This is a genomic window from Calditerricola yamamurae (assembly GCF_054654135.1).
On record NZ_BAAIFH010000004.1, the window covers coordinates 287,501 to 308,898 of the forward strand.

General features: G+C 62.5%; 19 protein-coding genes and 1 pseudogene (1 of these 20 cut by a window edge). 2 read left to right on the forward strand and 18 right to left on the reverse strand.

The window, feature by feature from the left end; genetic code table 11:
- Positions 1 to 1,107: the 5' portion of an ISLre2 family transposase gene (locus ACYQ0Z_RS02745; RefSeq protein ID WP_459864203.1), read on the reverse strand. Its footprint begins 345 nt before the window's first position; 1,107 of the gene's 1,452 nt are visible here — the first part of the coding sequence; its start codon is at positions 1,105 to 1,107; its stop codon lies beyond the left edge, outside the window.
- Between the two features lie 322 nt (positions 1,108 to 1,429).
- On the reverse strand, positions 1,430 to 2,881 hold the full coding sequence (locus tag ACYQ0Z_RS02750; protein ID WP_459863947.1) for an ISLre2 family transposase: 1,452 nt from the start codon (positions 2,879 to 2,881) through the stop codon (positions 1,430 to 1,432).
- A 147-nt stretch (positions 2,882 to 3,028) separates the two neighbouring features.
- Between ACYQ0Z_RS02750 and ACYQ0Z_RS02755 the strand changes: the two genes are divergently transcribed.
- Positions 3,029 to 4,174 carry an ISL3 family transposase gene (locus ACYQ0Z_RS02755; protein WP_459865081.1) on the forward strand — a complete coding sequence of 382 codons (1,146 nt, stop codon included), beginning with the start codon at positions 3,029 to 3,031 and terminating at the stop codon, positions 4,172 to 4,174.
- Positions 4,175 to 4,646: 472 nt separating this feature from the next.
- On the opposite strand, the gene mtnA is transcribed toward ACYQ0Z_RS02755, so the two are convergent.
- From mtnA to ACYQ0Z_RS02800, 9 genes and pseudogenes are all read right to left on the reverse strand, one after another.
- On the reverse strand, positions 4,647 to 5,717 hold the full coding sequence (gene mtnA / locus ACYQ0Z_RS02760) for an S-methyl-5-thioribose-1-phosphate isomerase (protein ID WP_459864205.1): 1,071 nt from the start codon (positions 5,715 to 5,717) through the stop codon (positions 4,647 to 4,649).
- Entirely contained in the window at positions 5,717 to 6,937 is a 1,221-nt protein-coding gene (gene mtnK, locus ACYQ0Z_RS02765) for an S-methyl-5-thioribose kinase (RefSeq protein ID WP_459864207.1), read from the reverse strand. The genes mtnA and mtnK overlap by 1 nt, the downstream gene beginning before the upstream one ends.
- Before the next feature lie 55 nt (positions 6,938 to 6,992).
- Complete coding sequence (locus tag ACYQ0Z_RS02770; RefSeq protein ID WP_459864209.1) at positions 6,993 to 7,715, reverse strand: class II aldolase/adducin family protein; 723 nt, start codon at positions 7,713 to 7,715, stop codon at positions 6,993 to 6,995.
- 101 nt (positions 7,716 to 7,816) lie between these two features.
- Positions 7,817 to 8,758, reverse strand: coding sequence for an RluA family pseudouridine synthase (locus ACYQ0Z_RS02775; protein WP_459864211.1), 942 nt, complete (start codon positions 8,756 to 8,758; stop codon positions 7,817 to 7,819).
- Positions 8,759 to 8,853: 95 nt separating this feature from the next.
- Positions 8,854 to 9,039: pseudogene (locus tag ACYQ0Z_RS02780) on the reverse strand (glutaredoxin family protein); the annotation flags it as partial.
- Between the two features lie 143 nt (positions 9,040 to 9,182).
- Positions 9,183 to 10,355, reverse strand: coding sequence for an MFS transporter (locus ACYQ0Z_RS02785; RefSeq protein ID WP_459864213.1), 1,173 nt, complete (start codon positions 10,353 to 10,355; stop codon positions 9,183 to 9,185).
- Positions 10,356 to 10,510: 155 nt separating this feature from the next.
- Positions 10,511 to 11,140, reverse strand: coding sequence for a pyroglutamyl-peptidase I (locus ACYQ0Z_RS02790; protein ID WP_459864215.1), 630 nt, complete (start codon positions 11,138 to 11,140; stop codon positions 10,511 to 10,513).
- Between the two features lie 43 nt (positions 11,141 to 11,183).
- Complete coding sequence (locus ACYQ0Z_RS02795; RefSeq protein WP_459864217.1) at positions 11,184 to 11,696, reverse strand: YwhD family protein; 513 nt, start codon at positions 11,694 to 11,696, stop codon at positions 11,184 to 11,186.
- Positions 11,697 to 11,828: 132 nt separating this feature from the next.
- A complete protein-coding gene (locus ACYQ0Z_RS02800) occupies positions 11,829 to 13,280 on the reverse strand; it encodes an ISLre2 family transposase (protein ID WP_459864219.1) in 1,452 nt (483 codons plus the stop codon).
- A gap of 297 nt (positions 13,281 to 13,577) precedes the next feature.
- Between ACYQ0Z_RS02800 and ACYQ0Z_RS02805 the strand changes: the two genes are divergently transcribed.
- Positions 13,578 to 15,104: a glycine betaine uptake BCCT transporter gene (locus ACYQ0Z_RS02805; protein ID WP_459864221.1), complete on the forward strand. Its 1,527-nt coding sequence runs from the start codon at positions 13,578 to 13,580 to the stop codon at positions 15,102 to 15,104.
- Positions 15,105 to 15,152: 48 nt separating this feature from the next.
- Here ACYQ0Z_RS02805 and ACYQ0Z_RS02810 read toward each other — a convergent pair whose 3' ends face one another.
- The 7 genes from ACYQ0Z_RS02810 to nfsA form a co-directional block, all read right to left on the reverse strand.
- The gene (locus ACYQ0Z_RS02810) at positions 15,153 to 15,938 is read right to left on the reverse strand and encodes an SDR family oxidoreductase (RefSeq protein ID WP_459865084.1); all 786 of its coding nucleotides are present in this window, start codon (positions 15,936 to 15,938) and stop codon (positions 15,153 to 15,155) included.
- Between the two features lie 71 nt (positions 15,939 to 16,009).
- Entirely contained in the window at positions 16,010 to 16,645 is a 636-nt protein-coding gene (locus ACYQ0Z_RS02815; RefSeq protein ID WP_459864223.1) for an SdpI family protein, read from the reverse strand.
- On the reverse strand, positions 16,642 to 16,914 hold the full coding sequence (locus ACYQ0Z_RS02820; RefSeq protein ID WP_459865086.1) for an autorepressor SdpR family transcription factor: 273 nt from the start codon (positions 16,912 to 16,914) through the stop codon (positions 16,642 to 16,644). Before ACYQ0Z_RS02820 ends, ACYQ0Z_RS02815 begins: the two co-directional genes overlap by 4 nt.
- Before the next feature lie 467 nt (positions 16,915 to 17,381).
- Complete coding sequence (gene rlmD, locus ACYQ0Z_RS02825; protein ID WP_459864225.1) at positions 17,382 to 18,764, reverse strand: 23S rRNA (uracil(1939)-C(5))-methyltransferase RlmD; 1,383 nt, start codon at positions 18,762 to 18,764, stop codon at positions 17,382 to 17,384.
- Between the two features lie 85 nt (positions 18,765 to 18,849).
- The gene (locus ACYQ0Z_RS02830; protein ID WP_459864227.1) at positions 18,850 to 19,737 is read right to left on the reverse strand and encodes a diacylglycerol kinase; all 888 of its coding nucleotides are present in this window, start codon (positions 19,735 to 19,737) and stop codon (positions 18,850 to 18,852) included.
- Between the two features lie 6 nt (positions 19,738 to 19,743).
- Complete coding sequence (locus ACYQ0Z_RS02835) at positions 19,744 to 20,535, reverse strand: sirohydrochlorin chelatase (RefSeq protein WP_459864229.1); 792 nt, start codon at positions 20,533 to 20,535, stop codon at positions 19,744 to 19,746.
- Positions 20,535 to 21,299: an oxygen-insensitive NADPH nitroreductase gene (nfsA, locus tag ACYQ0Z_RS02840; RefSeq protein ID WP_459864231.1), complete on the reverse strand. Its 765-nt coding sequence runs from the start codon at positions 21,297 to 21,299 to the stop codon at positions 20,535 to 20,537. Before nfsA ends, ACYQ0Z_RS02835 begins: the two co-directional genes overlap by 1 nt.
- Positions 21,300 to 21,398 lie beyond the last annotated feature (99 nt).

A 21,398-nucleotide genomic window follows, 5' to 3' on the forward strand; every position in this document is an offset into this window, starting at 1 on the left:
TCGCACGGGCTCTCCCAACTCCCGAATGCCTTCCCAGTTGGTCCGCAGATAGCGCCGCAACTGAACCACCCGCTGCCGCTGTGCCCCGCGGCTGCGATGTTCGGCTGCTTTCAGAGCCTGCTCAACCCCTTCCCAATCGGACGTTGCCAGCGCAGCACAAACCTCCCGATACGCCTTCTCGTCATGTCGAAGACTCTCCACCAGGTTCCGACGAAGGTGAAACGGATCGAGCCGGTATTGCGCTCCCGGAAAATACGCACACCCTTCTTTTACAAACGCCGCTCCATCACCCCCCACATACCATCGCTCCACTGCGCCGAAATCCCAATGTTCACCAAACTTCGCCACGCACTCTTCCCAAAAGGTCGTCCCTTCTGCTACACCGGCATGCACACAACGTTCTTGCAAACGACGCCGCTGGGCCGAAACGTCCCCTTTTCCCTCGTAGGCCACCGCCACCTTGACGGGAATCGTTGCCCGCTTCCCTTCCGAACGCCGGGCTGGTACCCAAACCTCATCCGCTTCCACATACACTGCCGAGCTCTTTCGTTGCCCTTTGGGGCTTACGCCCCGTTCAAACACATCCCGCCGCCGCTGTTCGATCTGTTGCCCCAATTCCCTACCGGCCTTTTGTACCTCCTGCCAGATGCTCATGGCCCGGATGTCCACATTCCCAAGCGTCACGTGCTTGAGCACTTCCGCTGCCCGGTGATACGGCATCTCCACCGCCAGGGCTACGGCCAACTGTCTTGCCCACGGCGAAAGCCGCTGGCGTGGTGCCAAGCCCAGCGCCTCATCCAGAAGGTACCGGCCCTGACCGCTTTCCCGGTCCACGTAGTACCGCCGCTCAATACGCACCTCACCAAAGGGCGTCAGGACCGTGCGCTCCTTGCGATGCACGATCTTTAAATGCTTCCGATCCCGGTTTTTCATAAACTGTTGATCCAACTCCGCACAGGCCACCTGCAAAAGCCGGAGGGTTGCCTGCTGCACCAGCCGGTAGATGCCCTTCTCCAATGCCTCAAAATCCGGGCTTTGCTTCAGGAGGTCAGCCATTTCCTGCACAAGAAGAAGGATTTCTTGCACGGTTTCGCGAATCCATTCCATGAGACCTCACCGCCTCCTCGACTTCGTGTCGGGGCAAGTTGCCTGGCCAGACAACTTGCGGTGAGGTCTCTTTTCGTTTTTTCCTCACCGTGTTCCTACTGAAACTTTACACGCTCAGGCTCTACGCTAAAAAGTGTGGGTTCTAAGAGGAAAAGGCGGTCGACGAGCCAAGGGATAGTTAAGCACACCACATCCCGAAGGAGGCTCGCGACCGCCTATGAACAAGCTTACCGCAGAAATGTTCGGCTTACAATCGTGGATTGTTTACCGGTGCGTGTCAACTTTCAGTAGGTACCCCGACACAAAAATTTGAGTGATCGGTTTACACCCTTCTTGGAATCGCCCGCACAAGCTCACGAAGCACATACTTTACCCAAGGCGCACCGGATCCAGGCCCGTTAAGGGCCGGAATCCTTGCGCGCAGCCATCCCTCTATGTCTGCTCTCCAACTCTTTTCCCTTTCCTCCGCCGCTCCTTTGCCAAACACATGGCTCATTCTTTCCGGTTGGGCTGTCCACTTGGTTTTCACCACTTCAGCCAGTTCCCCATTTGCCCGCGACGCCAAAAGCCGCGCCAACCGGCCGGCCCCCTCGACGCTCCAACGCGCTCCATGACGCTTCATCCGCCGTGCAATGTGATGAAACACTTGTCCCTCAATCGCCCCTAATCGCACGGGCTCTCCCAACTCCCGAATGCCTTCCCAGTTGGTCCGCAGATAGCGCCGCAACTGAACCACCCGCTGCCGCTGTGCCCCGCGGCTGCGATGTTCGGCTGCTTTCAGAGCCTGCTCAACCCCTTCCCAATCGGACGTTGCCAGCGCAGCACAAACCTCCCGATACGCCTTCTCGTCATGTCGAAGACTCTCCACCAGGTTCCGACGAAGGTGAAACGGATCGAGCCGGTATTGCGCTCCCGGAAAATACGCACACCCTTCTTTTACAAACGCCGCTCCATCACCCCCCACATACCATCGCTCCACTGCGCCGAAATCCCAATGTTCACCAAACTTCGCCACGCACTCTTCCCAAAAGGTCGTCCCTTCTGCTACACCGGCATGCACACAACGTTCTTGCAAACGACGCCGCTGGGCCGAAACGTCCCCTTTTCCCTCGTAGGCCACCGCCACCTTGACGGGAATCGTTGCCCGCTTCCCTTCCGAACGCCGGGCTGGTACCCAAACCTCATCCGCTTCCACATACACTGCCGAGCTCTTTCGTTGCCCTTTGGGGCTTACGCCCCGTTCAAACACATCCCGCCGCCGCTGTTCGATCTGTTGCCCCAATTCCCTACCGGCCTTTTGTACCTCCTGCCAGATGCTCATGGCCCGGATGTCCACATTCCCAAGCGTCACGTGCTTGAGCACTTCCGCTGCCCGGTGATACGGCATCTCCACCGCCAGGGCTACGGCCAACTGTCTTGCCCACGGCGAAAGCCGCTGGCGTGGTGCCAAGCCCAGCGCCTCATCCAGAAGGTACCGGCCCTGACCGCTTTCCCGGTCCACGTAGTACCGCCGCTCAATACGCACCTCACCAAAGGGCGTCAGGACCGTGCGCTCCTTGCGATGCACGATCTTTAAATGCTTCCGATCCCGGTTTTTCATAAACTGTTGATCCAACTCCGCACAGGCCGCCTGCAAAAGCCGGAGGGTTGCCTGCTGCACCAGCCGGTAGATGCCCTTCTCCAATGCCTCAAAATCCGGGCTTTGCTTCAGGAGGTCAGCCATTTCCTGCACAAGAAGGAGGATTTCTTGCGCGGTTTCGCGAATCCATTCCATGAGACCTCACCGCCTCCTCGACTTCGTGTCGGGGCAAGTTGCCTGGCCAGACAACTTGCGGTGAGGTCTCTTTTCGTTTTTTCCTCACCGTGTTCCTACTGAAACTTTACACGCTCTGTTTACCGTACCGTCCATCAATCCGACAGCATCCACGTCTACGCAGGTCGGCCGCGTAAGGAAGCGCGGTGTCCGGATTGTGGACAGTTGACACGCCGCGTCTACGATCGTGCGCGCGAATGGAAACGGAAGCTGCACACCTGGTGCAACGAGAAACCAGTTTACCTCTGGGTACGTCCCCGGCGCTTCCAGTGCACGGCCTGTCGAAAAGTGTTCACCGAACGCTTCCCTGGCATTCGCCCCTGGGCACGCAGGACCGAACGGGCCGAAGCCCTTTTGCTCCAGCGCCTGAAAGCGGGCAGTTTTCGTCGTGCCGCCCAGGAAAGCGGGACAAGCGCCAGCACCTTGCGCCGTCTGCTCCTTCGGTACGTAGGTCAGCAGGTAAATCTCGAGGAAGCCCTCCGGGATGTCGATGCCTTCGTGCTTAGCATTGATGAACACAGCTATCGTGGCCGTGACATGATGGTTACGGTCACGTGCGTGTGGCCAAAACGGTGCCTTTTGGCCATCTTGCCGGATGACCGCATGAAAACACTGGAGCGCTTTTTGCGCCAGCTGCCGGAGACGGTTCGTCGGCGGATTCGGGCCGTGTGCATCGACCTGAAGGATGCTTGGCGTCATGCCGTGAAGCGCGCTTTGCCCGGTGCTTTCATCGTGGCGGATCCGTTCCACGTCATCCAGGACGCGAATCGGCGGGTTGACGAAGCACGGCTAGTGGAACAGCAGGTGACCGGGGTACGCCTGAGGCGCTGGCCGCTTTTGAAGAACGAGGACGACCTCACCGAACGCCAAGCTGCCCAGCTTGCCACCATTCGGAAGCATCACAAGAACGTGGCCCACTTTCACTGGGTCAAAGAGCAGCTGCGAGACGTTTACCGTGCTTCCAATCGAGACGAAGCCGCAGCCATCCTGGACCGCGTGATCTTTGAGGCCCAGTCGGCAAGCGATGCCGCGCTCCTGCAGTGGGGACGCACGCTCCGCCGCTGGCGCGAGGCGATTCTGGCCTACCACACCTGGCGTGTTTCAAACGGCTACACGGAGGGCGTTCACACCAAGATCAAACTGCTCAAACGAATCAGCTACGGGTTCCGCAACCGCGAAATCTATGTGCGAAAGATGCTCCTCGCTTTTATGCCCTTGGCTTGGTTGACCTCCCATCCACAGTTATTGACTTAGAGCCGGTAGAAAAATGATCCAACGGAAAACGAGAGCCACAACGCCTTACCATCGCAGCTCTCGCTTCGAATCCTCTCCGTTTCGGTCGTCACCCGTTCGGCTGCCGCGGCGGCTCCGGCGCGTTGTCAGCCCAGGGTTTTGCGGCAGGAGCCTCCGGATCCAGCGGCGGGCGCTTATCGGTTCCCAACCCTTGTGCGGAAGCAGGTAAACCGCGATCCTTTTCCTTGCGTTCGGGTGGATGCCCCATCCTCATTTCCCTCCTTCCGTCTCACGGATAGGCTTAGTATGCGCGACATCCCGACGCCGATCTCATCCTGAGCCAAGCGAGAAACCCCCGGGCATACTAAAAACGACAGCGAAACGCCCATCGGGAAACCCTTGGCTCCGCGCTTCAACACCCGATCGGGCATCCACCTGCTGGTACGGCGACAAAACGCCAAGCGGAAAAAAGAATAATCCCAGAGCGAGGGCGTCATCCCCCACTCTGGGCCACCACGCGCTTCAGACCCTCCGGATAGGGTGGACGCACAATGCCGTGCTCGGTCACGATGGCCGTCACCAGCTCAGCGGGTGTCACGTCGAAGGCCGGATTGTACACCGCAACACCTTCCGGGGCGGTGCGGCGCCCAAACCCTTCCGTCACCTCATGGGCCGGGCGCTCTTCAATGGGAATATCCGCGCCCGTCGGCGTGGCCAGGTCGATGGATGACGTGGGCGCCGCCACGTAAAACGGGATGTTGTGCGCCTTGGCCAACACAGCCAGGCTGTAGGTACCAATCTTGTTGGCCACGTCACCGTTCGCCGCCACGCGGTCGGTGCCGACGATGACTGCCTGGACCCAGCCCTGCTTCATCACCCAGCCAGCCATATTGTCGCAGATGAGCGTCACGTCAACGCCCGCCTGCTGCAACTCGTAGGCCGTCAGCCGTGCTCCCTGGAGAACCGGCCGCGTCTCGTCGGCAAACACGCGCAACCGCCAGCCCCGCTCCTTCGCCAGGTACAGTGGGGCGAGCGCCGTTCCATAGGCCGCGGTGGCCAGCCCGCCGGCGTTGCAATGGGTAAGGATGCCCATGCCATCCGCCAGCAAGGCCAAGAGGTGCTCACCGATACGCCGGCACACCGCCGCGTCCTCCCGCTGGATGGCCCGCGCTTCGTCCAGGAGGGCCGCCTTGACCACCGCCAGCGGCTTGCCCCGCTCGGCTTCGGCCCGCTTCCGCATCCGCTCCAACGCCCAGAAGAGGTTGACCGCTGTCGGCCGGGCCGTGGCCAGGAACGCGACTACGCGGTCCAGTTCGCGCCAAAAGCCCGCCTCGTCACCCTCGGGCACATGGCGGACCCCCAGAACCAGCCCGTAGGCGGCGGCGATACTGATGGCCGGGGCGCCGCGCACGGCCAAGTCTCGGATGGCCGTCCACACCTCTTCCGCCGTCCTCAAGGTCAGATAGACGGTTTTTGTCGGCAGTCGGCGCTGGTCGAGCAGCACCAGGCTGTCGTCACGCCAGATCACGGATTGCGGATGGGGGACGGGAAACCCGAGGTCCATCAGCGCATCACCCTTTCCGTCGCCACATCGCGCACCAGTGCCGTCAGGTCCTCGATGCGCTGCACCGTTTCACGGTGCAAGACAAGGGCCTGCCCGATGGCCAGGGCCAGTTTTTCGCACGCCGCCCGCACCGCCGGATCGGGAATGCTTTCCAAGTCGGCCACATGGGCCAGGCCGACGACGCGGCGCATCATCTTGCAACCGGCGAACCCGACGGCATCCTGCAGTACTGCGCGGAGGTAGGTCTCGCGGTAGCCGGGAGCGTTCCACATCTCGTCTTTGACGTGTTCCGCCCAAAGCTCCGTAAACTGCTGCGCAAACCCGCGCCAGATCGCCTCGATCGTCTCCAGGAGCCATGCTTGATAGTCGCGGCGCTCGGCTTCGTTCGGCGTGTGCCCCTCGTGGGAGGCGTAGGACAGCAGCAAATTGGCAAAGACCGCACCCGGATCGAAGCCCATGGGGCCGTAGAAGGCGAATTCGGGGTCGATCACCTTTGTGCTGTCGGTCTTCACCATGATCGAGCCGGTGTGCAAATCGCCGTGGATGAGGGCCTGGGCCTTGGTCATGAACGCGTCCTTCAGCTTGGCCACTTCCCGCTTCAGTTCCCCGTTCTGCCACAACGCCTCCACCGCGTCGCGAATGAGCGGGTTAAATTGGTTGGTGTCGGCATTGTAATAGGGGTGGGAAAAAACCAGGTCTTCGGTGATCTTGCACATTTCGGGGTTGATGAAGGCCCGTTGCTTGGCTTTCTTCTCCTCCGGCGACAGGAAGAGATCGGAGGTGAAAAACAGCGTGCGGGCCAAAAAGGTGGCCATGTGCTCGGCAAAGCGCGGGTACACCGTGCGGGCAATTAGCCCTTTGCGCATGATCGTGTGGTCGGAAAGGTCCTCCATCACCGTCAGCGCCAGGTCCGCATCGTAGTGGACCACCTCGGGCACGAGGCCCGGAGCCAGCTCGCCCTCGATACGCAGCGCCTCGGCCTCGATGCGGGCGCGGTCGAGGGTCAAGGGCCACGATTCGCCAACGATACGCGCGTAGGGTAAAGCCTGTTTGATGATCAGCGATTGCTCGGAAGCAGAGTCGACGATGTGGAAGACGAGATTCAGGTTGCCGTCGCCAATTTCGCGGCAGGTCAGGTTGGCGTGGCGCGGAAAAAACCCGCGTTCCTTAACGTACGCGGCGGCATCCGCTTCGGTCAGCGGGCGGTAGGTTGTGGACATGGCGGCCTCTCCCCCTGCAGCAAGGTCAGCGTGAGATTGAAGAAAAGATCAAACTTTATTTTCTATCGGAATGCGCGGGTTTGCAACTCTCTTTTTGATCTTCCAGCCATTTCAACAGCTTCGTTCCCGGATGCCGCCCGGAGGTCGCCGGCACGTACGCCCGCGCAGCAAGGAGGGCCGCCACCTCGTCCCGGGTCAGCTGCCGTTCCCCACCCAGCATCCGGGCCATCCAGCGGATGCGCGCCGCCATCTCCAAACTCTCCATTTTCTGGTGCGCGCTCTCCAGATCCGGTCCCATCGTCACCGCGCCGTGGTTTTCCAGGAGCAGGGCGTCAAAGTCGTCCAGATACGGACGGATCGCGTCGGCCAGCGCCGCCGTCCCCGGCACGGCAAACGGCACGGTTGGAACGCCCCCCAAGGTAACGACGATCTCCGGCAACACCGGATCCAGCATCGACAGGCCGGCCACGGTAAACGCCGTCGCCGTGGGCGGATGGGCGTGCACCACCGCGCCAACATCCTCCCGCTGGCGGTAGATCGCAAGGTGCAGCTGCGCTTCCGAAGACGGCCGGTGCCGCCCGGCCAACACGTTCCCGCTCAGGTCGATCACCACGAGGTCCTCCTCCGCCAGCGCGCCCTTGTGCTTGCCACTCGGCGTGATCAGAATGGTGTCCGCCGACAAACGGACGCTGATGTTGCCTTCCGCTCCGGCAACAAGACCCTTTTCGTACAGCGCCCGCCCGATTTCTACCACCTGACGCGCAAGGTGCTTGTCCATCGCATCCCCCCTCCCTTTTCCGGTCTCTACTCCCGCATCCACCACATGCATCGTATCCAGCGGTTCGAAACGGATGGGCGTTCCCCGCCCAAGGGTGCCACTTACCCGTCCGGCGGCGCTTCCCCTTTTCCTGCGGCTCGCGCGTCGGCCACCGCCGCTTGCAAGTCGTCCGGCCACGGCGCTTCCACCGTTTCCCACGACCTGGTCAGCGGATGGGAAAAGGTTACGCGCCACGCGTGCAGCGCCTGGCGTCCAAGGGGCGCGGGCGGACCGCCGTACAGCACGTCGCCCATGAGCGGATGGCCGATGTGCGCAAAATGGACGCGAATCTGATGCGTCCGGCCCGTCTCCAGCCAGGCGCGCACCAGCGTAGCGTCCCGAAAGGTTTCCAGGACCTCGTAATGGGTCACCGCCGGCTGGCCCGCAGGCGACACGCAGCGCCGCTGCCGGTTCTGCCGGTCGCGGGCAATGGGAAAGCGCAGCGTTCCCCGCTTTTTCCGCAGGCGTCCGGCCACCAGGGCCACATATTCGCGGCGCACGCAGCGCTCGCGCAGTTCGGCATCCAGCACGGCGTGGGCCCACGGATGCTTGGCGTACAGCACGACGCCGGTGGTGTCGCGATCCAGCCGGTGGATGTGGCGCGGCTTGGCCGCAATTCCGTTCAGCAGGTAATGATAGGCGACGGCATTGGCCAAGGTGCCGCCCCCTCCCGGCCGGTCCGGATGGACGATCATCCCCGCCGGCTTGTTGACGACAAGCACATGGTCATCTTCGAACAGCACTTCAATGGGATGCGGCTCCGGGTTGACACCGTAGTCCTCCGGCGCGAAGGCGTGCAGGCGCAGCCGCGCACCCGCCGCCAGCGCCTCATCCGGCCGGGCCGGGTGCGTTCCCACCACCACCCGGGCCTCGCGCAACCACGCACGGCGAAGGCGCGCAGGGACGCGCAACGGACCGGCCAGTACCGCCTCCACCGTCTGGCCCTGCCACGCGTCGGGAACCACCACCTCGAGCCATTCCCCTTTTCGCCGAAACACCGCCACTCGTCTCGCCTCCTCCCCAATCGGGCGCCGGGACGCATGGAAAAAGGACCGGTGGCCCGGTCCTGTTTTCCACACCAATCCGCTTGTCCCGCCCTTCAGCAGCCAAGCAGCTCGGTCAAGCGCTGGGGATCGAACCCGACTACCCACTCGTTGCCGATCCGCGTCTGCGGCACAATCAGCTGACCCGTTGCTTGGATCACGGTTTTGCGCGCTGTGTAATCCTCGGTCAGGTCGACTTCCGTATAGGGGATTCCTTTCTCCGAAAGGAACCGCTTCAGCGCGGCACATGCCGGTCAAGTGGGGGTGGTGTAGACAACCACGTCGCGGTCCGTTGCCATGCACACGCCTCCTTTCGCCTCCCCGCCATTAGTTTTCCCCGAATGGCATCCTGCTTGTCCTTCCTGCGCAAGACGCGCGTTCGGCCCTAAATCGCCTTGGTGGTCACCAGCTTGCGGTCCATGACAACGAAGCCGTAGAGGCAAAGCAGGCCGGCCAACAGCACGACGGCGCCGGCGAGGAAAGGATAGGTGGCGTGGAGGGTGTACAGCGCCGTGCCGACCACCGGACCCAAAATGCGCCCCAGGCTATCCATCGACGAGACCAGCCCCGACGCCACCCCCTGGCCAACCGTCGTCCGCTGCGTAACGAGGGACGTGACGCACGGGCGAATAAGGGCATGCCCGGTACCGAAAAGGGCCAAGTAGAGAGTAGCCGTCCAAAAATTCGTGGTGAAGATGATGAGAAACATGCCGACGGCCGCCAACACCAGACCGATGCCGATGGCACGTCCCTCGGTTCCCGGCTTGACCAACCGCCGAATCACGCCCCCCTGCACCAGCGCGCCCACAATTCCCACGATGGCAAACATCACGCCAATTTGGGCCGTGGAGGCACCGATGCGCGCCATCTGGAAATACTGGAGGGTTCCCTCAAGGCCGGCAAGGGTAAACGACACGATGAAGGCGATGATGTACAAGTACTTCAGCGGGCCGCGGAAGGCCGCCCACCGCGACAGGTGCCCCTCGGCACGCACCATCCGCCGCTCGGGGGCGAGGGATTCCGGCAATGCCCGCCACGCAAACAACAGCGTGAGGAGGGAAAGCCCGGTCGCGGCAAAAAACGGCACGGTGTGCCCGATCTCCCCGAGCACCCCCCCTACGGCCGGGCCCAGGATGAAACCGAGGCCGATGGACATGCCGACCAGGCCCATCGCCCTGGTTCGCTCCGCTTCCGTCGTGATGTCGGCCACATAGGCCACCGTACAGGAGACGGCCGCTCCAGAAAAGACGCCGCCGAGAAAGCGCGACACGTACATGAGCCACAGCCGATGATCGGCCAAGCCAAACAGCACGAAACTAACGGCAAAGCCGAGGAGTCCGGTCAGGATGACCGGCCGCCGCCCAATGCGATCCGACAAGGCCCCCCACAGCGGGGAACAGACGAACGACGCCGCGGCGTATACCGACAAGAGAAGCCCCAAATGGACCGGTGCCGCCCCCGCGTCCTGCACCATCTCCGGCATGACGGGAATGATCAATCCGAACCCGACAAAGGTCGTAATCAATGTTAACATCACAATACCCAGTTGTCGCCTCACGTGGAAATCCCTCAACTTTCCGCAGGTTTCGCTCGGTTTCAGCAGGACATTTTTCACATTGTCAGACAGTATTGTACCAAACTTTGCGCGCCGCCATGAACGGCGCCGCCACGGTCATCACATCGTGAAAAAAACGAAAGCCCCTCCCCGGGTGATCAGGGGCTCGCGTTCCGGGCTTCTCCCTGGGCCCACACCTGGATGAGGATGCGCACCGCTTCCAGTACTGAGGCCATCGACCAGCTGGGCATGCGCGCCGCCGACGTGGCGGCCATCTCGTGGGTGGCCGGCAGGTGCACCAGACCCGCGGGAACGGACACTTCTTCCGTGAATCGGTGCAGCAAGCGGTACACGACGTGATTGCCGACAAACGTCCCGCCGGCGTCGGAAACCTCCGCGGGATACCCGCGCCGGATCAGCCCGTCAACCAGGCGCCGTGCCGGCAGAGTGCCAAAATAGGCTGCAGGACCGTCGGGAACGATCGGGGCGTCCCGCCGCATCGCCCCATCGGCGTCGGGTCCGCCGTCGTCACAGTTAATCACCACGCGGGACAGCGCGATGCGGTCCAACCCGGGGGCAAGCTCCAACACGAAAACCGCGTGGGGATGAAGGTCGTCCACGGCACGCTGCAGCTTCTCCCCGGCACGGGCATACGACACCGGAAGCACAACGCCAACCACGTCACAGCCGCCAATGTGCTGCCCATTCAGCAGCCGCGCCACGTGCTCACTGGGGTTGAGGCGGTAGGGACCAAAGGGCCCAAAACCCGCCAGAAGAACCGTGTTCACGCTCCCGCTCTCCTTTCCGGGACGCGCAAGAGGTCGGAACCGCTCAGGCCAGCGCCGCTTTCAACTCGTCGGGGGAATTGGCCCACATCTGCGGATTGTGCCGCATCAAGAAGGCACGCAACACCGCTTTGCTTTGCGCGTCCATCTCGTCGACGACGATGCGTCCCTTCAGCGAGGCGTCCATCCGGTTGACGTGCTCGGCAAGGATCTTGTACCCGCGCCGCGCCTCATGGTCGATTTCCATGTAGGAGGCGGCCACGCCCTTGTAATAGGGGCCATTTTCGCCCTTCCCCACCGTCACCCACACCACCCAGTAGGGTTTGCCGTTCGGCACCTCGCTGCGGTTCGTCGTCCACCGGATGCCCCGCTCCACGGCACTCTTGGCATGCAGGGCGCCCAAGTCAATGTATGCCTCTTCCCCATCGATGATGACCGGCGCCACTGCGCTGAGGTCTACCACCCCGCGGCCGAAACCGGCATGGACATCGGTCCGGGTATTGAGAAGGGTAAAGCCGCGTTTCGCACCCCCGCTGCCGCTCTTGTTCAGCCGGTCCATGGCATCCGCCTCCCGTTGTGTCAGATCTGAAGCCATTATACGCCATTAGGCACATGCCTCGCCATTTGTGACCGCATTCAGTGCGTGTCAACTTTCAGTAGGTGCCCCGACACAAAAATTTGAGTGATCGGTTTACACCCTTCTTGGAATCGCCCGCACAAGCTCACGAAGCACATACTTTACCCAAGGCGCACCGGATCCAGGCCCGTTAAGGGCCGGAATCCTTGCGCGCAGCCATCCCTCTATGTCTGCTCTCCAACTCTTTTCCCTTTCCTCCGCCGCTCCTTTGCCAAACACATGGCTCATTCTTTCCGGTTGGGCTGTCCACTTGGTTTTCACCACTTCAGCCAGTTCCCCATTTGCCCGCGACGCCAAAAGCCGCGCCAACCGGCCGGCCCCCTCGACGCTCCAACGCGCTCCATGACGCTTCATCCGCCGTGCAATGTGATGAAACACTTGTCCCTCAATCGCCCCTAATCGCACGGGCTCTCCCAACTCCCGAATGCCTTCCCAGTTGGTCCGCAGATAGCGCCGCAACTGAACCACCCGCTGCCGCTGTGCCCCGCGGCTGCGATGTTCGGCTGCTTTCAGAGCCTGCTCAACCCCTTCCCAATCGGACGTTGCCAGCGCAGCACAAACCTCCCGATACGCCTTCTCGTCATGTCGAAGACTCTCCACCAGGTTCCGACGAAGGTGAAACGGATCGAGCCGGTATTGCGCTCCCGGAAAATACGCACACCCTTCTTTTACAAACGCCGCTCCATCACCCCCCACATACCATCGCTCCACTGCGCCGAAATCCCAATGTTCACCAAACTTCGCCACGCACTCTTCCCAAAAGGTCGTCCCTTCTGCTACACCGGCATGCACACAACGTTCTTGCAAACGACGCCGCTGGGCCGAAACGTCCCCTTTTCCCTCGTAGGCCACCGCCACCTTGACGGGAATCGTTGCCCGCTTCCCTTCCGAACGCCGGGCTGGTACCCAAACCTCATCCGCTTCCACATACACTGCCGAGCTCTTTCGTTGCCCTTTGGGGCTTACGCCCCGTTCAAACACATCCCGCCGCCGCTGTTCGATCTGTTGCCCCAATTCCCTACCGGCCTTTTGTACCTCCTGCCAGATGCTCATGGCCCGGATGTCCACATTCCCAAGCGTCACGTGCTTGAGCACTTCCGCTGCCCGGTGATACGGCATCTCCACCGCCAGGGCTACGGCCAACTGTCTTGCCCACGGCGAAAGCCGCTGGCGTGGTGCCAAGCCCAGCGCCTCATCCAGAAGGTACCGGCCCTGACCGCTTTCCCGGTCCACGTAGTACCGCCGCTCAATACGCACCTCACCAAAGGGCGTCAGGACCGTGCGCTCCTTGCGATGCACGATCTTTAAATGCTTCCGATCCCGGTTTTTCATAAACTGTTGATCCAACTCCGCACAGGCCGCCTGCAAAAGCCGGAGGGTTGCCTGCTGCACCAGTCGGTAGATGCCCTTCTCCAATGCCTCAAAATCCGGGCTTTGCTTCAGGAGGTCAGCCATTTCCTGCACAAGAAGGAGGATTTCTTGCACGGTTTCGCGAATCAATTTCATGAGACCTCACCGCCTCCTCGACTTCGTGTCGGGGCAAGTTGCCTGGCCAGACAACTTGCGGTGAGGTCTCTTTTCGTTTTTTCCTCACCGTGTTCCTACTGAAACTTTACACGCTCCCGCATTCATGAACCCGGGCTTTCAGAGGTTTCGATCTTGAATATATTCTATTTCATAATTATGTCAATAATGTTTTTTTGTGATTTGATCCCCTGCTCCCGTTGTGCAATAATAAAAACATGTGAAATCGAGTGTGAAGGAGCGTGACGGCGCCCGAGTAAGCAATGAGGAGGGAACCACATGGTTTTCGCGATTTCGTTCTTCATCATCCTGTTGTTTGTGTTGTGGGGGGTGTTCTGGCCGCAAAACCTGAATGAAACGGCCAACGGGCTGCTGAGCGTGATCATCGAAAAGTGTGGCTGGTTTTACATGCTGGTCACCTTTGGCTTCTTGCTGTTCGCCCTCACCCTCGCTTTCAGCAAATACGGGTCAATTCGCCTTGGGCCGGACGGCCAAAAACCCGAATATTCACTTCTTACATGGTTTTCCATGCTCTTTAGCGCAGGTATGGGGATCGGACTTGTGTTCTGGGGCGTCGCCGAGCCGATGTACCATTACGTGGACCCGCCCTTCGACGCAGAAGGGAAAACGGCTGAAGCGGCCCGATTGGCCATGCGGTACGCCTTTTTCCACTGGGGATTACACCCCTGGGCCATCTACACGGTCATCGCCCTGTCTATCGCCTATTTCCAGTTTCGGAAAGGAACGAGCAGCTTGATCAGCGCAACGTTCCAACCGCTCCTCGATCATAAGGTAAACGGCCCGCTGGGGAAAGCCATTGACCTCCTGGCCATCTTCGCCACCGCCTTTGGCGTGGCCACCTCGCTCGGGTTGGGCGCGCTGCAGATCAACGGGGGGTTGTCCCACTTGCTGGATATCCCCAACCAGTTGTCGATACAATTGGTGATCATTCTCATCCTCACCGTAATGTACATCGCCTCGGCGACGACGGGATTGAACAAAGGGATCAAAACCCTGAGCAACGTCAACATGGCCGTTGCCGTGGGGCTGTTGCTCGTGGTGCTATTTGTGGGTCCGACATCGTTCCTCTTTGAAGTCTTCACCACCACACTGGGGGGCTACCTGCAGAATCTCATCAGCATGAGCCTGCGCATGGCCCCGTTCACCGACGGATCGTGGCTGGCCAACTGGACCTTGTTTTACTGGGCCTGGTGGATCGCGTGGGCCCCGTTCGTCGGCCTGTTCATCGCCCGCATATCGAAGGGGCGTACCATCCGCGAATTTGTCATCGGTGCACTGATCGCCCCCAGTGTGTTCAGCTTCCTGTGGTTCTCCGTCTTTGGAGGTCTGGCCCTCAAGCTCGAAATCGTCGACGGCCGCAACATCACCCAGGCGGTACAAGCGGATCTGACCTCCGCCCTCTTCGTCACCCTCGAACACCTGCCCTTTGGCAGCATCGCGGCAGCGCTAGCCACGATGCTCATCATCACCTTCTTTATCACCTCGGCCGACTCGGCCACCTATGTGCTGGGCATGCTCTCCTCCAACGGGCGCCTCAACCCCACGCGCCGCGTGCGGGTCGCGTGGGGCATCCTGCAGGCGGCCATCGCCGCCGTTCTCCTCGTCAGCGGAGGGCTGAAGGCGCTGCAGACCGCATCGATCGTCGCGGCCTTGCCCTTTGCCGCAATCCTGGCCGCCATGTGCGTCTCGTTGTGGAAAGCGCTGGCCCAGGAACATCGCGAACGCATGCGCCAGGAATGGGAACGGCAAAAGAAGTTGGAACAACTGCGGTGCGCACGCGAGTAAAGAAATGCGCCACCGCCTTCCGCGGGCAGCGGAGACGGTGGCGTTTTTTCACGCGTAGCGAAAGCCGCCGTCGGAATGGAGGATTTGCCCGGTAATCCACTCCGCCTCGTCGCTGGCCAAGAAGCGAATCAGGCGGGCGGCGTCCTCCGGCTGGCCGACGCGACCCATTGGAAAGCGCGGCAGCAACTCGGCCTTCACCTGTTCCGTCATCCAACCCGTATCGGTGGGCCCGGGATTGACGGCGTTGACCGTAATCCCCCGGGACGCCACCTCGGCCGCAAACGTGACGGTAAACGCATCGATGGCACCTTTCGTTGTCGCGTAGGCGATCTCCTTGGGCATTGGACCGCGCGACTGCCCCGATGTCAGGTTGATGATCCGCCCGCCCGACCCTCCGCGAAACCGGCGGGCGAAGGCCACGCTGAGCAACACGGTGGCCCGCACGTTGACCGCGTAATGCGCATCCAAGGTCGCCGCGTCCAACCGGTCCCACCCGTCAAGGTCAGAATGACACGCGTTGTTGACCAGGATCGACGGGGGGCCGAGCTGTTGTTCCACCGCATCTAATAAGGTTTCGGGCGCTTCGGGACGAGAAAGGTCGAGTTCCGCGTGGGCACAGCGCACACCCAGTCGCCTCAGCTCCTCCGCCAGGACGTCCGGGTTGTCCGGGGCGGTCCCCCACGGCATGGCGCGATCGTACGGCGTCCAGTACGTGAAGAAGATGTCCGCCCCGTCGGCGGCGAGCGCCCGGCACACGGCGGCGCCGATTCCCTTCATGCGTCCAACGCCCGTCACCACGGCAATGCGGCCCCGCAGGCCGCCTCGATTCCGCATCGATGGGTTCACCCATACGTCCTCCCTTCCTTTTGGTTGGGGATGCTTCCGTTTGTCCCCTCCCTGAAGCCTCACCGCGTGCGGCGCCGATAGTACACGTACGACAGCACCACGGGGATGAGGCTGCTTGCCACCGCCGCGGCCAAAAAGACCGCAAAACGCTGCGGCGCGGGCAAAAACGATGCGGCCATCATCAGCGCGCCACCAACCACAAAGACGCGCCCGCCCACGCGGTGGGTCTGCCGCCAAACCTCCTCGTCCGACAGCGTCCACGGCGTCCGGATGCCAAGAAAGAAATTTTGCCGGAACCGCGGCATCTCGTTGCCGAGAAAGAGGAACAACAGCCCGATAAGCAGGGGAAGCACAACCGAAACGTCGACCGACCACCCGGCACCGTTGGCCACGACCATCGCGTGAATCACCAGCAGGAGCGTAAGGATGAGATTGATCGCCATGTGGTACGACCGCTCAAACCGGCGGATTTCCTCGCGCTTGGGGTCAATGGCCGGCAGAATGCGCAGTAACCCGGCGAACACCAGGATCAACGCCGGGGTGAGCGCCAGCGCCACCGCCTTCGGGGCGAAACCATCCGCCTCGCCCCGCAGGTTCCAGTGGATCGGCACCGTCTCCGGCAAAAAGGGGTACGCGACCACGCTGATGGCCGCCGCCACGACAAACAAAACCACTCCCAACCACGGACGACTCATTCTTTCCCTCCCTTGGCTTTGGCAAGTGTCAGCATCCACTTCAGCACCTCATGAAACACCGTTGTGTTCAGCGAGTACACGACATGCTGCCCCCGGCGCTCGTCCTGCACCAGGTTGGCCTGCTTCAGCACGTTCAGATGATGGGAGATGCTCGGCTTGCTGATGGAAAACCGCTCGGCGATCTCGCCGGCCGTGCGGTCGCCGCCTTTCAGCAAGTCAAGGATGGCGCGGCGCGTCGGATCGGCCAACGCTTTGAACACATCAGACAGCCCCATCGGCTGTCCCCCTCTCGACCGAACGTGGCCCCATTTCGCGCATGGCGAACCCTCCAATTAGATAATTAGAAAACTGTCTAAATTAAAGGATACGCAGCATATCCTGCGGTGTCAACGGCAGAAGACACAACCGATGGGTTCGCATATGCATCCGATCCGTAGGTCATGCGGTATCGGACGTGGGAGGTTCACCGCACGCTGGTCGACAGCCTCTTCCGCAACGAGTGTGATCGGGTTCGGCGCGGGAATACCTTATTTGCCAACCAACAGCATCAACAACGTTGCCGCAATTCCCACATAGATCCACAACGCCTTGTCGTTTCCCGCAGCACACCAATCGTTTCATGGTCTCGCCTCCTCTTGAACGAACCCATGGTCATCTTTGGCACACATGAGAAACAAACGGTTTTTTTAATTTTATAAAAAATGATTTCGAACAGGAAGGGAACCGGCCGCTCCCGTCACGATGCACGTGTGTTCTTCAGCAGCGCCACGCACTCCACGTGCGCCGTGTGCGGGAAGAGGTCGACCGGCTGCACCTCGACGACGCGAAAGCCCCCGTCGGCCAGGATGCGGCAGTCGCGGGCCAGCGTCGCCGGGTTGCACGAGACGTAGACAACGCGCTCCGGCCTGACCTGCACCAGCGTATCGAGGAGGGACCGCGCACAGCCCTTGCGCGGCGGGTCGACCACCACCACGTCGGGATGGATCCCTTCCCTCCGCCAGCGTGGCAGGATGTCTTCCGCCCGGCCCACGGCGAAGTGCACGTTGGCGATGCCGTTGAGGGCAGCGTTGCGCCAGGCGTCGCGCACCGCCTCGGGGACGACCTCCACGCCGTACACTTCCTTGGCGTGGCGGGCCAGCACGAGGGCGATCGTGCCCACGCCGCAGTAGGCGTCGATCACCGTCTCCGTCCCCGTGAGGGCGGCATAGCGGCGCACCTGCTCGTACAGCACCTCGGTCTGGAGCGGGTTGACCTGGTAAAAGGAGCGCGGGGAGATGGCAAAGCGCAGACCCCCCAGCTCGTCGTGGATCACCTCGCACCCCCACAGGAGACGCATCTCGTCGCCGAGGACAACGCTGCTTTTCGCGCGATTGACGTTGAGCACGATCGAACGAACACCGGGCACGCGCGCGCGGATGGCGGCAACCAGCTCATCCAGGCGCGGCACGGCAGGCGTGGCCGCGACGAGGATGACCATCACCTCACCGGTGCGAAAGCCGACGCGGACAACGACATGGCGCAGCACGCCTTCGTGGCGGACGTGGTCATAGGGCGGGATGCCCAGCGCAGCCGCCGCCTCCTTAACGGCGCGCACCGCCGCCTCCATCGGTTCCGGCTGGAGGAGGCAACCCTTCAGATCCACGACGGTGTGCGTCCCCTTGGCGAAAAAGCCGGCCACGAGCCGTCCGTCTTCTGCCCCAACGGGCACCTGCACCTTGTTGCGGTAGCGCCACGGGTCCGTCATGCCGATCACGGAGCGGACGGGGACATCGGGCAGGCGGGCGATGCGGGCGAAGGCGTCGGCCACGATGCGCCGCTTCAGGGACAGCTGCCCTTCATAGGCGGCGTGCTGCAGCGTGCAGCCGCCGCAGGCGCCCACCACCGGACAGGGCGGCACGGTACGCAGGAAACTGGTCATGAGCACCTTGGCCACCTCGGCCCGGCCAAAGGTTTTGGCCACCTCGACGACCCGGGCGCGCACCCGCTCCCCTGGAAGGGCGCCGGAGACAAACAGCGTAAAGCCCTCGTAGCGCCCCACGCCGTTGCCGTCGTGGGCGATGCCGGAAATATCCAGTTCAACGAGATCACCCGGTTCCACCGGGGGGCATGCCGGTTTCATCGTCGCCTCTCCTTTGCCGCTTCCCGGTTTTGGTTCCTGCCGTGGAGCCGGCCGATTCCCTGTCCTGCGGCGCGCGACCCGTGCCTCAACCGCCAGCGGGAACAAACACCTCGAGATGTTGCGGGAGCACCTCGATGCGGCAGGGGAGTTCCCCGCCCAGTTCGCCATCAAGATTGACCAGCACGCGATCCGTCGACCGCGCTTCCAGCCATGGCGTCTGGAAGTACACCACGAGCGGGTCGCGCACGTGTTGGCCGGCAAGCGCCTGCCTGGCCAGGCGCACGAAGACAGGCAGGGTGGTCTTTTTCAGCACGATGACGTCCAGCTGCCCGTCGGACACGTCGGCCTCGGGAGCCAAGCGTTCAAATCCGCCCACGGTGGGGCTGTTGGCTACGAGAACGAGCATCACGTCGGCCTCCAGCGTGCCGCCGGGGTAGCGGAGCTGGACATGACGCGGGGAGATAAACGGCAGCTTCTCAATACCTTTGACGTAATAGGCCATTTGCCCGAGGAGCGTCTTCAGCCGGCTCGGTACCTCGTAGGTAAGCTCGGTCAGCCACCCCGCGCCGGCGATGTTGATGAAATAGCGGTCGTTCATCTTGCCCACGTCAACCGCCTTGGTGCGGCCGCCGGCGATCACCGCGCAGGCGCCCGCCAGCGACCGCGGGATGCCGAGGGCCGTGGCGAAATCGTTCGACGTGCCGCAGGGCAAGATGCCGAGCTTGGGCCGGCGCGGCCTTCCCGCCAGGCCGTTGACCACCTCGTACACCGTGCCGTCACCGCCGGCGGCGATCACCACGTCAAACCCGCGCGTCACCGCTTCTTCCGCCGCGCGTGTGGCATCGCCTTCCCCCTTCGTCATGTGGCAGGACGTCTCCAGGCCGGCCGCCTCGAGGGCATCCAGCACCTCGGGCAGGCGCTTTTTGATTTCCTCGCGCCCCGCCGAGGGATTGTAAATCAGTCGCGCACGCATGCAGCCTCACCCGCGCGGCGATGGCGCGGCCGCCCTCGCCAAACCCTGCCGCACCGTCTCTTCTAGCCAGCGGTACACATTCTCGTGGGGGAGGTAGGCTTCTCCGCTGTAGGCGTAGGACAGGCCCGCGAGCTTCTGCGGAATTACCGTGCGGGTAAAATAGCCGGCGCTGAGGAACAGGGGCACCACCACGACGCGGCCGCGCCGCGCGGCCTCCGCCACGCGGTCGCGCAGGGTATCGGGGTGAAAGGTGGCATAGGTCGCCTTCGCAAAGCCGACCGCCTGCCCCACCCGGCGTGTCAGGCGCTCCAGCAGGCCCTCCCACCGCTCGCGGAAACCGGGATGCTCGCTGCCGTGGCCCACCAACACAAGCACCTCCCGCGCCGGGTTCTCCGCCAGGGCGCGGGCCCGCTCGGCGACGATCTCCGCGATCAGCGGATGGTCGTCCATCGGCGGGCAGATGTGCACACGGCAAGCCGTGTGCACACGCGCCAGGTCGGTCTCCAGTGCCGGCTCGGCCTTGACGCCGAGGGCCCATTGAATTTCGTCAATGTGCGTGCTGCCCGAAGAGACGAACAGGGGAACGGCCACAATATCGGTTACGCCCTGCCCTTCGAGCCAGCGCACGCCGTCGGGGATGAGCCGTCCGTCCACCAGCTCCAGGTAGCCGGCGGTCACCGGCACGCCGGGGAAGACCGTCCGAAGGCGTTGGAGGGCTGCATCAACGAGCTGCACCCAGTCTTCGTCGCGCGAACCGTGGGCGATGACGAGCACGCCGGGACGCCGCACGTCCGCCATCACCGCTCCTCATCCTCGCCTTCCCGGTTCAGGGTGTCCTGCAAGAACCCCTGCCGGCGCAAAAAGGCCAGCAAATGCGTACGGCGCGGCTCTTTGAGGAGCTCGGCAATGTAGTCCGTCCACCCGTGGGTACGCCGGCCGCCCGTCCGCTCGGTGTAATAGCGGCTGACGGTCTCGTCGTAGGCGCCGAGGTGCTGGTCGCGCTCCGGCTCGTACCGCTCGCGGTGGTAGACGGCCTCCAGGGGAAGGCGCGGCTTTTTCCCCGGTTCGTCGGCCGGGAAGCCCACCGTCATGCCGAAGACAGGATACACGAGGCGGGGGATGTCCAGCAGCGCGCACACCTCGTCGATGCGGTTGCGGATGCCGCCGATGTAGCAGATGCCGAGCCCCAGCGACTCGGCGGCAATGGCCGCGTTTTGCGCCGCCAGCGCCGCGTCGACGGTGGCGACGAGGAATGGCTCGGTTGAGGTGACCTGCGCTTCGACGCCGTGACGGGCGGCGGCCACCTGCAGCCGCCTCAGGTCGGCACAGAAGACGAGAAAGAGCGGGCACGTCTCCACATGGGCATTGCCCGACAGCTCGGCAAGGGCCTTCTTTTTCGCCGGGTCGGTGACGCCGATAATCGTGTACGCCTGCACGTAGCTGGAGGTGGAGGCCGCCTGCGCGCTCCGGATGATCGCCTCCACCATCTCGTCCGGAATGGGCCGCGGCTCGTACCGGCGAATCGAGCGATGGTTCTGGAGCAAACGGATCGTCGCGTTCATCGGTGGCTCACCCCTTCAAGCCGCGCCGGAGTGTTATCCACTTCTCCGGCACGGCTGATTCCATCCCCTCGAATCCCCCCGAGAAAGCCCACATGGGGC

Excerpts from the sequence above, each read along its gene's own strand:
- ACYQ0Z_RS02750 (WP_459863947.1), bottom strand. The coding sequence starts at position 2,881 with ATGGAATGGATTCGCGAAACCGCGCAAGAAATCCTCCTTCTTGTGCAG.
- mtnA (WP_459864205.1), bottom strand. The coding sequence starts at position 5,717 with ATGGACCTCGGGTTTCCCGTCCCCCATCCGCAATCCGTGATCTGGCGT.
- mtnK (WP_459864207.1), bottom strand. The coding sequence starts at position 6,937 with ATGTCCACAACCTACCGCCCGCTGACCGAAGCGGATGCCGCCGCGTAC.
- ACYQ0Z_RS02770 (WP_459864209.1), bottom strand. The coding sequence starts at position 7,715 with ATGGACAAGCACCTTGCGCGTCAGGTGGTAGAAATCGGGCGGGCGCTG.
- ACYQ0Z_RS02795 (WP_459864217.1), bottom strand. The coding sequence starts at position 11,696 with ATGGACCGGCTGAACAAGAGCGGCAGCGGGGGTGCGAAACGCGGCTTT.
- ACYQ0Z_RS02800 (WP_459864219.1), bottom strand. The coding sequence starts at position 13,280 with ATGAAATTGATTCGCGAAACCGTGCAAGAAATCCTCCTTCTTGTGCAG.
- ACYQ0Z_RS02805 (WP_459864221.1), top strand. The coding sequence starts at position 13,578 with ATGGTTTTCGCGATTTCGTTCTTCATCATCCTGTTGTTTGTGTTGTGG.
- ACYQ0Z_RS02810 (WP_459865084.1), bottom strand. The coding sequence starts at position 15,938 with ATGCGGAATCGAGGCGGCCTGCGGGGCCGCATTGCCGTGGTGACGGGC.
- ACYQ0Z_RS02815 (WP_459864223.1), bottom strand. The coding sequence starts at position 16,645 with ATGAGTCGTCCGTGGTTGGGAGTGGTTTTGTTTGTCGTGGCGGCGGCC.
- rlmD (WP_459864225.1), bottom strand. The coding sequence starts at position 18,764 with ATGAAACCGGCATGCCCCCCGGTGGAACCGGGTGATCTCGTTGAACTG.
- ACYQ0Z_RS02830 (WP_459864227.1), bottom strand. The coding sequence starts at position 19,737 with ATGCGTGCGCGACTGATTTACAATCCCTCGGCGGGGCGCGAGGAAATC.
- ACYQ0Z_RS02835 (WP_459864229.1), bottom strand. The coding sequence starts at position 20,535 with ATGGCGGACGTGCGGCGTCCCGGCGTGCTCGTCATCGCCCACGGTTCG.
- nfsA (WP_459864231.1), bottom strand. The coding sequence starts at position 21,299 with ATGAACGCGACGATCCGTTTGCTCCAGAACCATCGCTCGATTCGCCGG.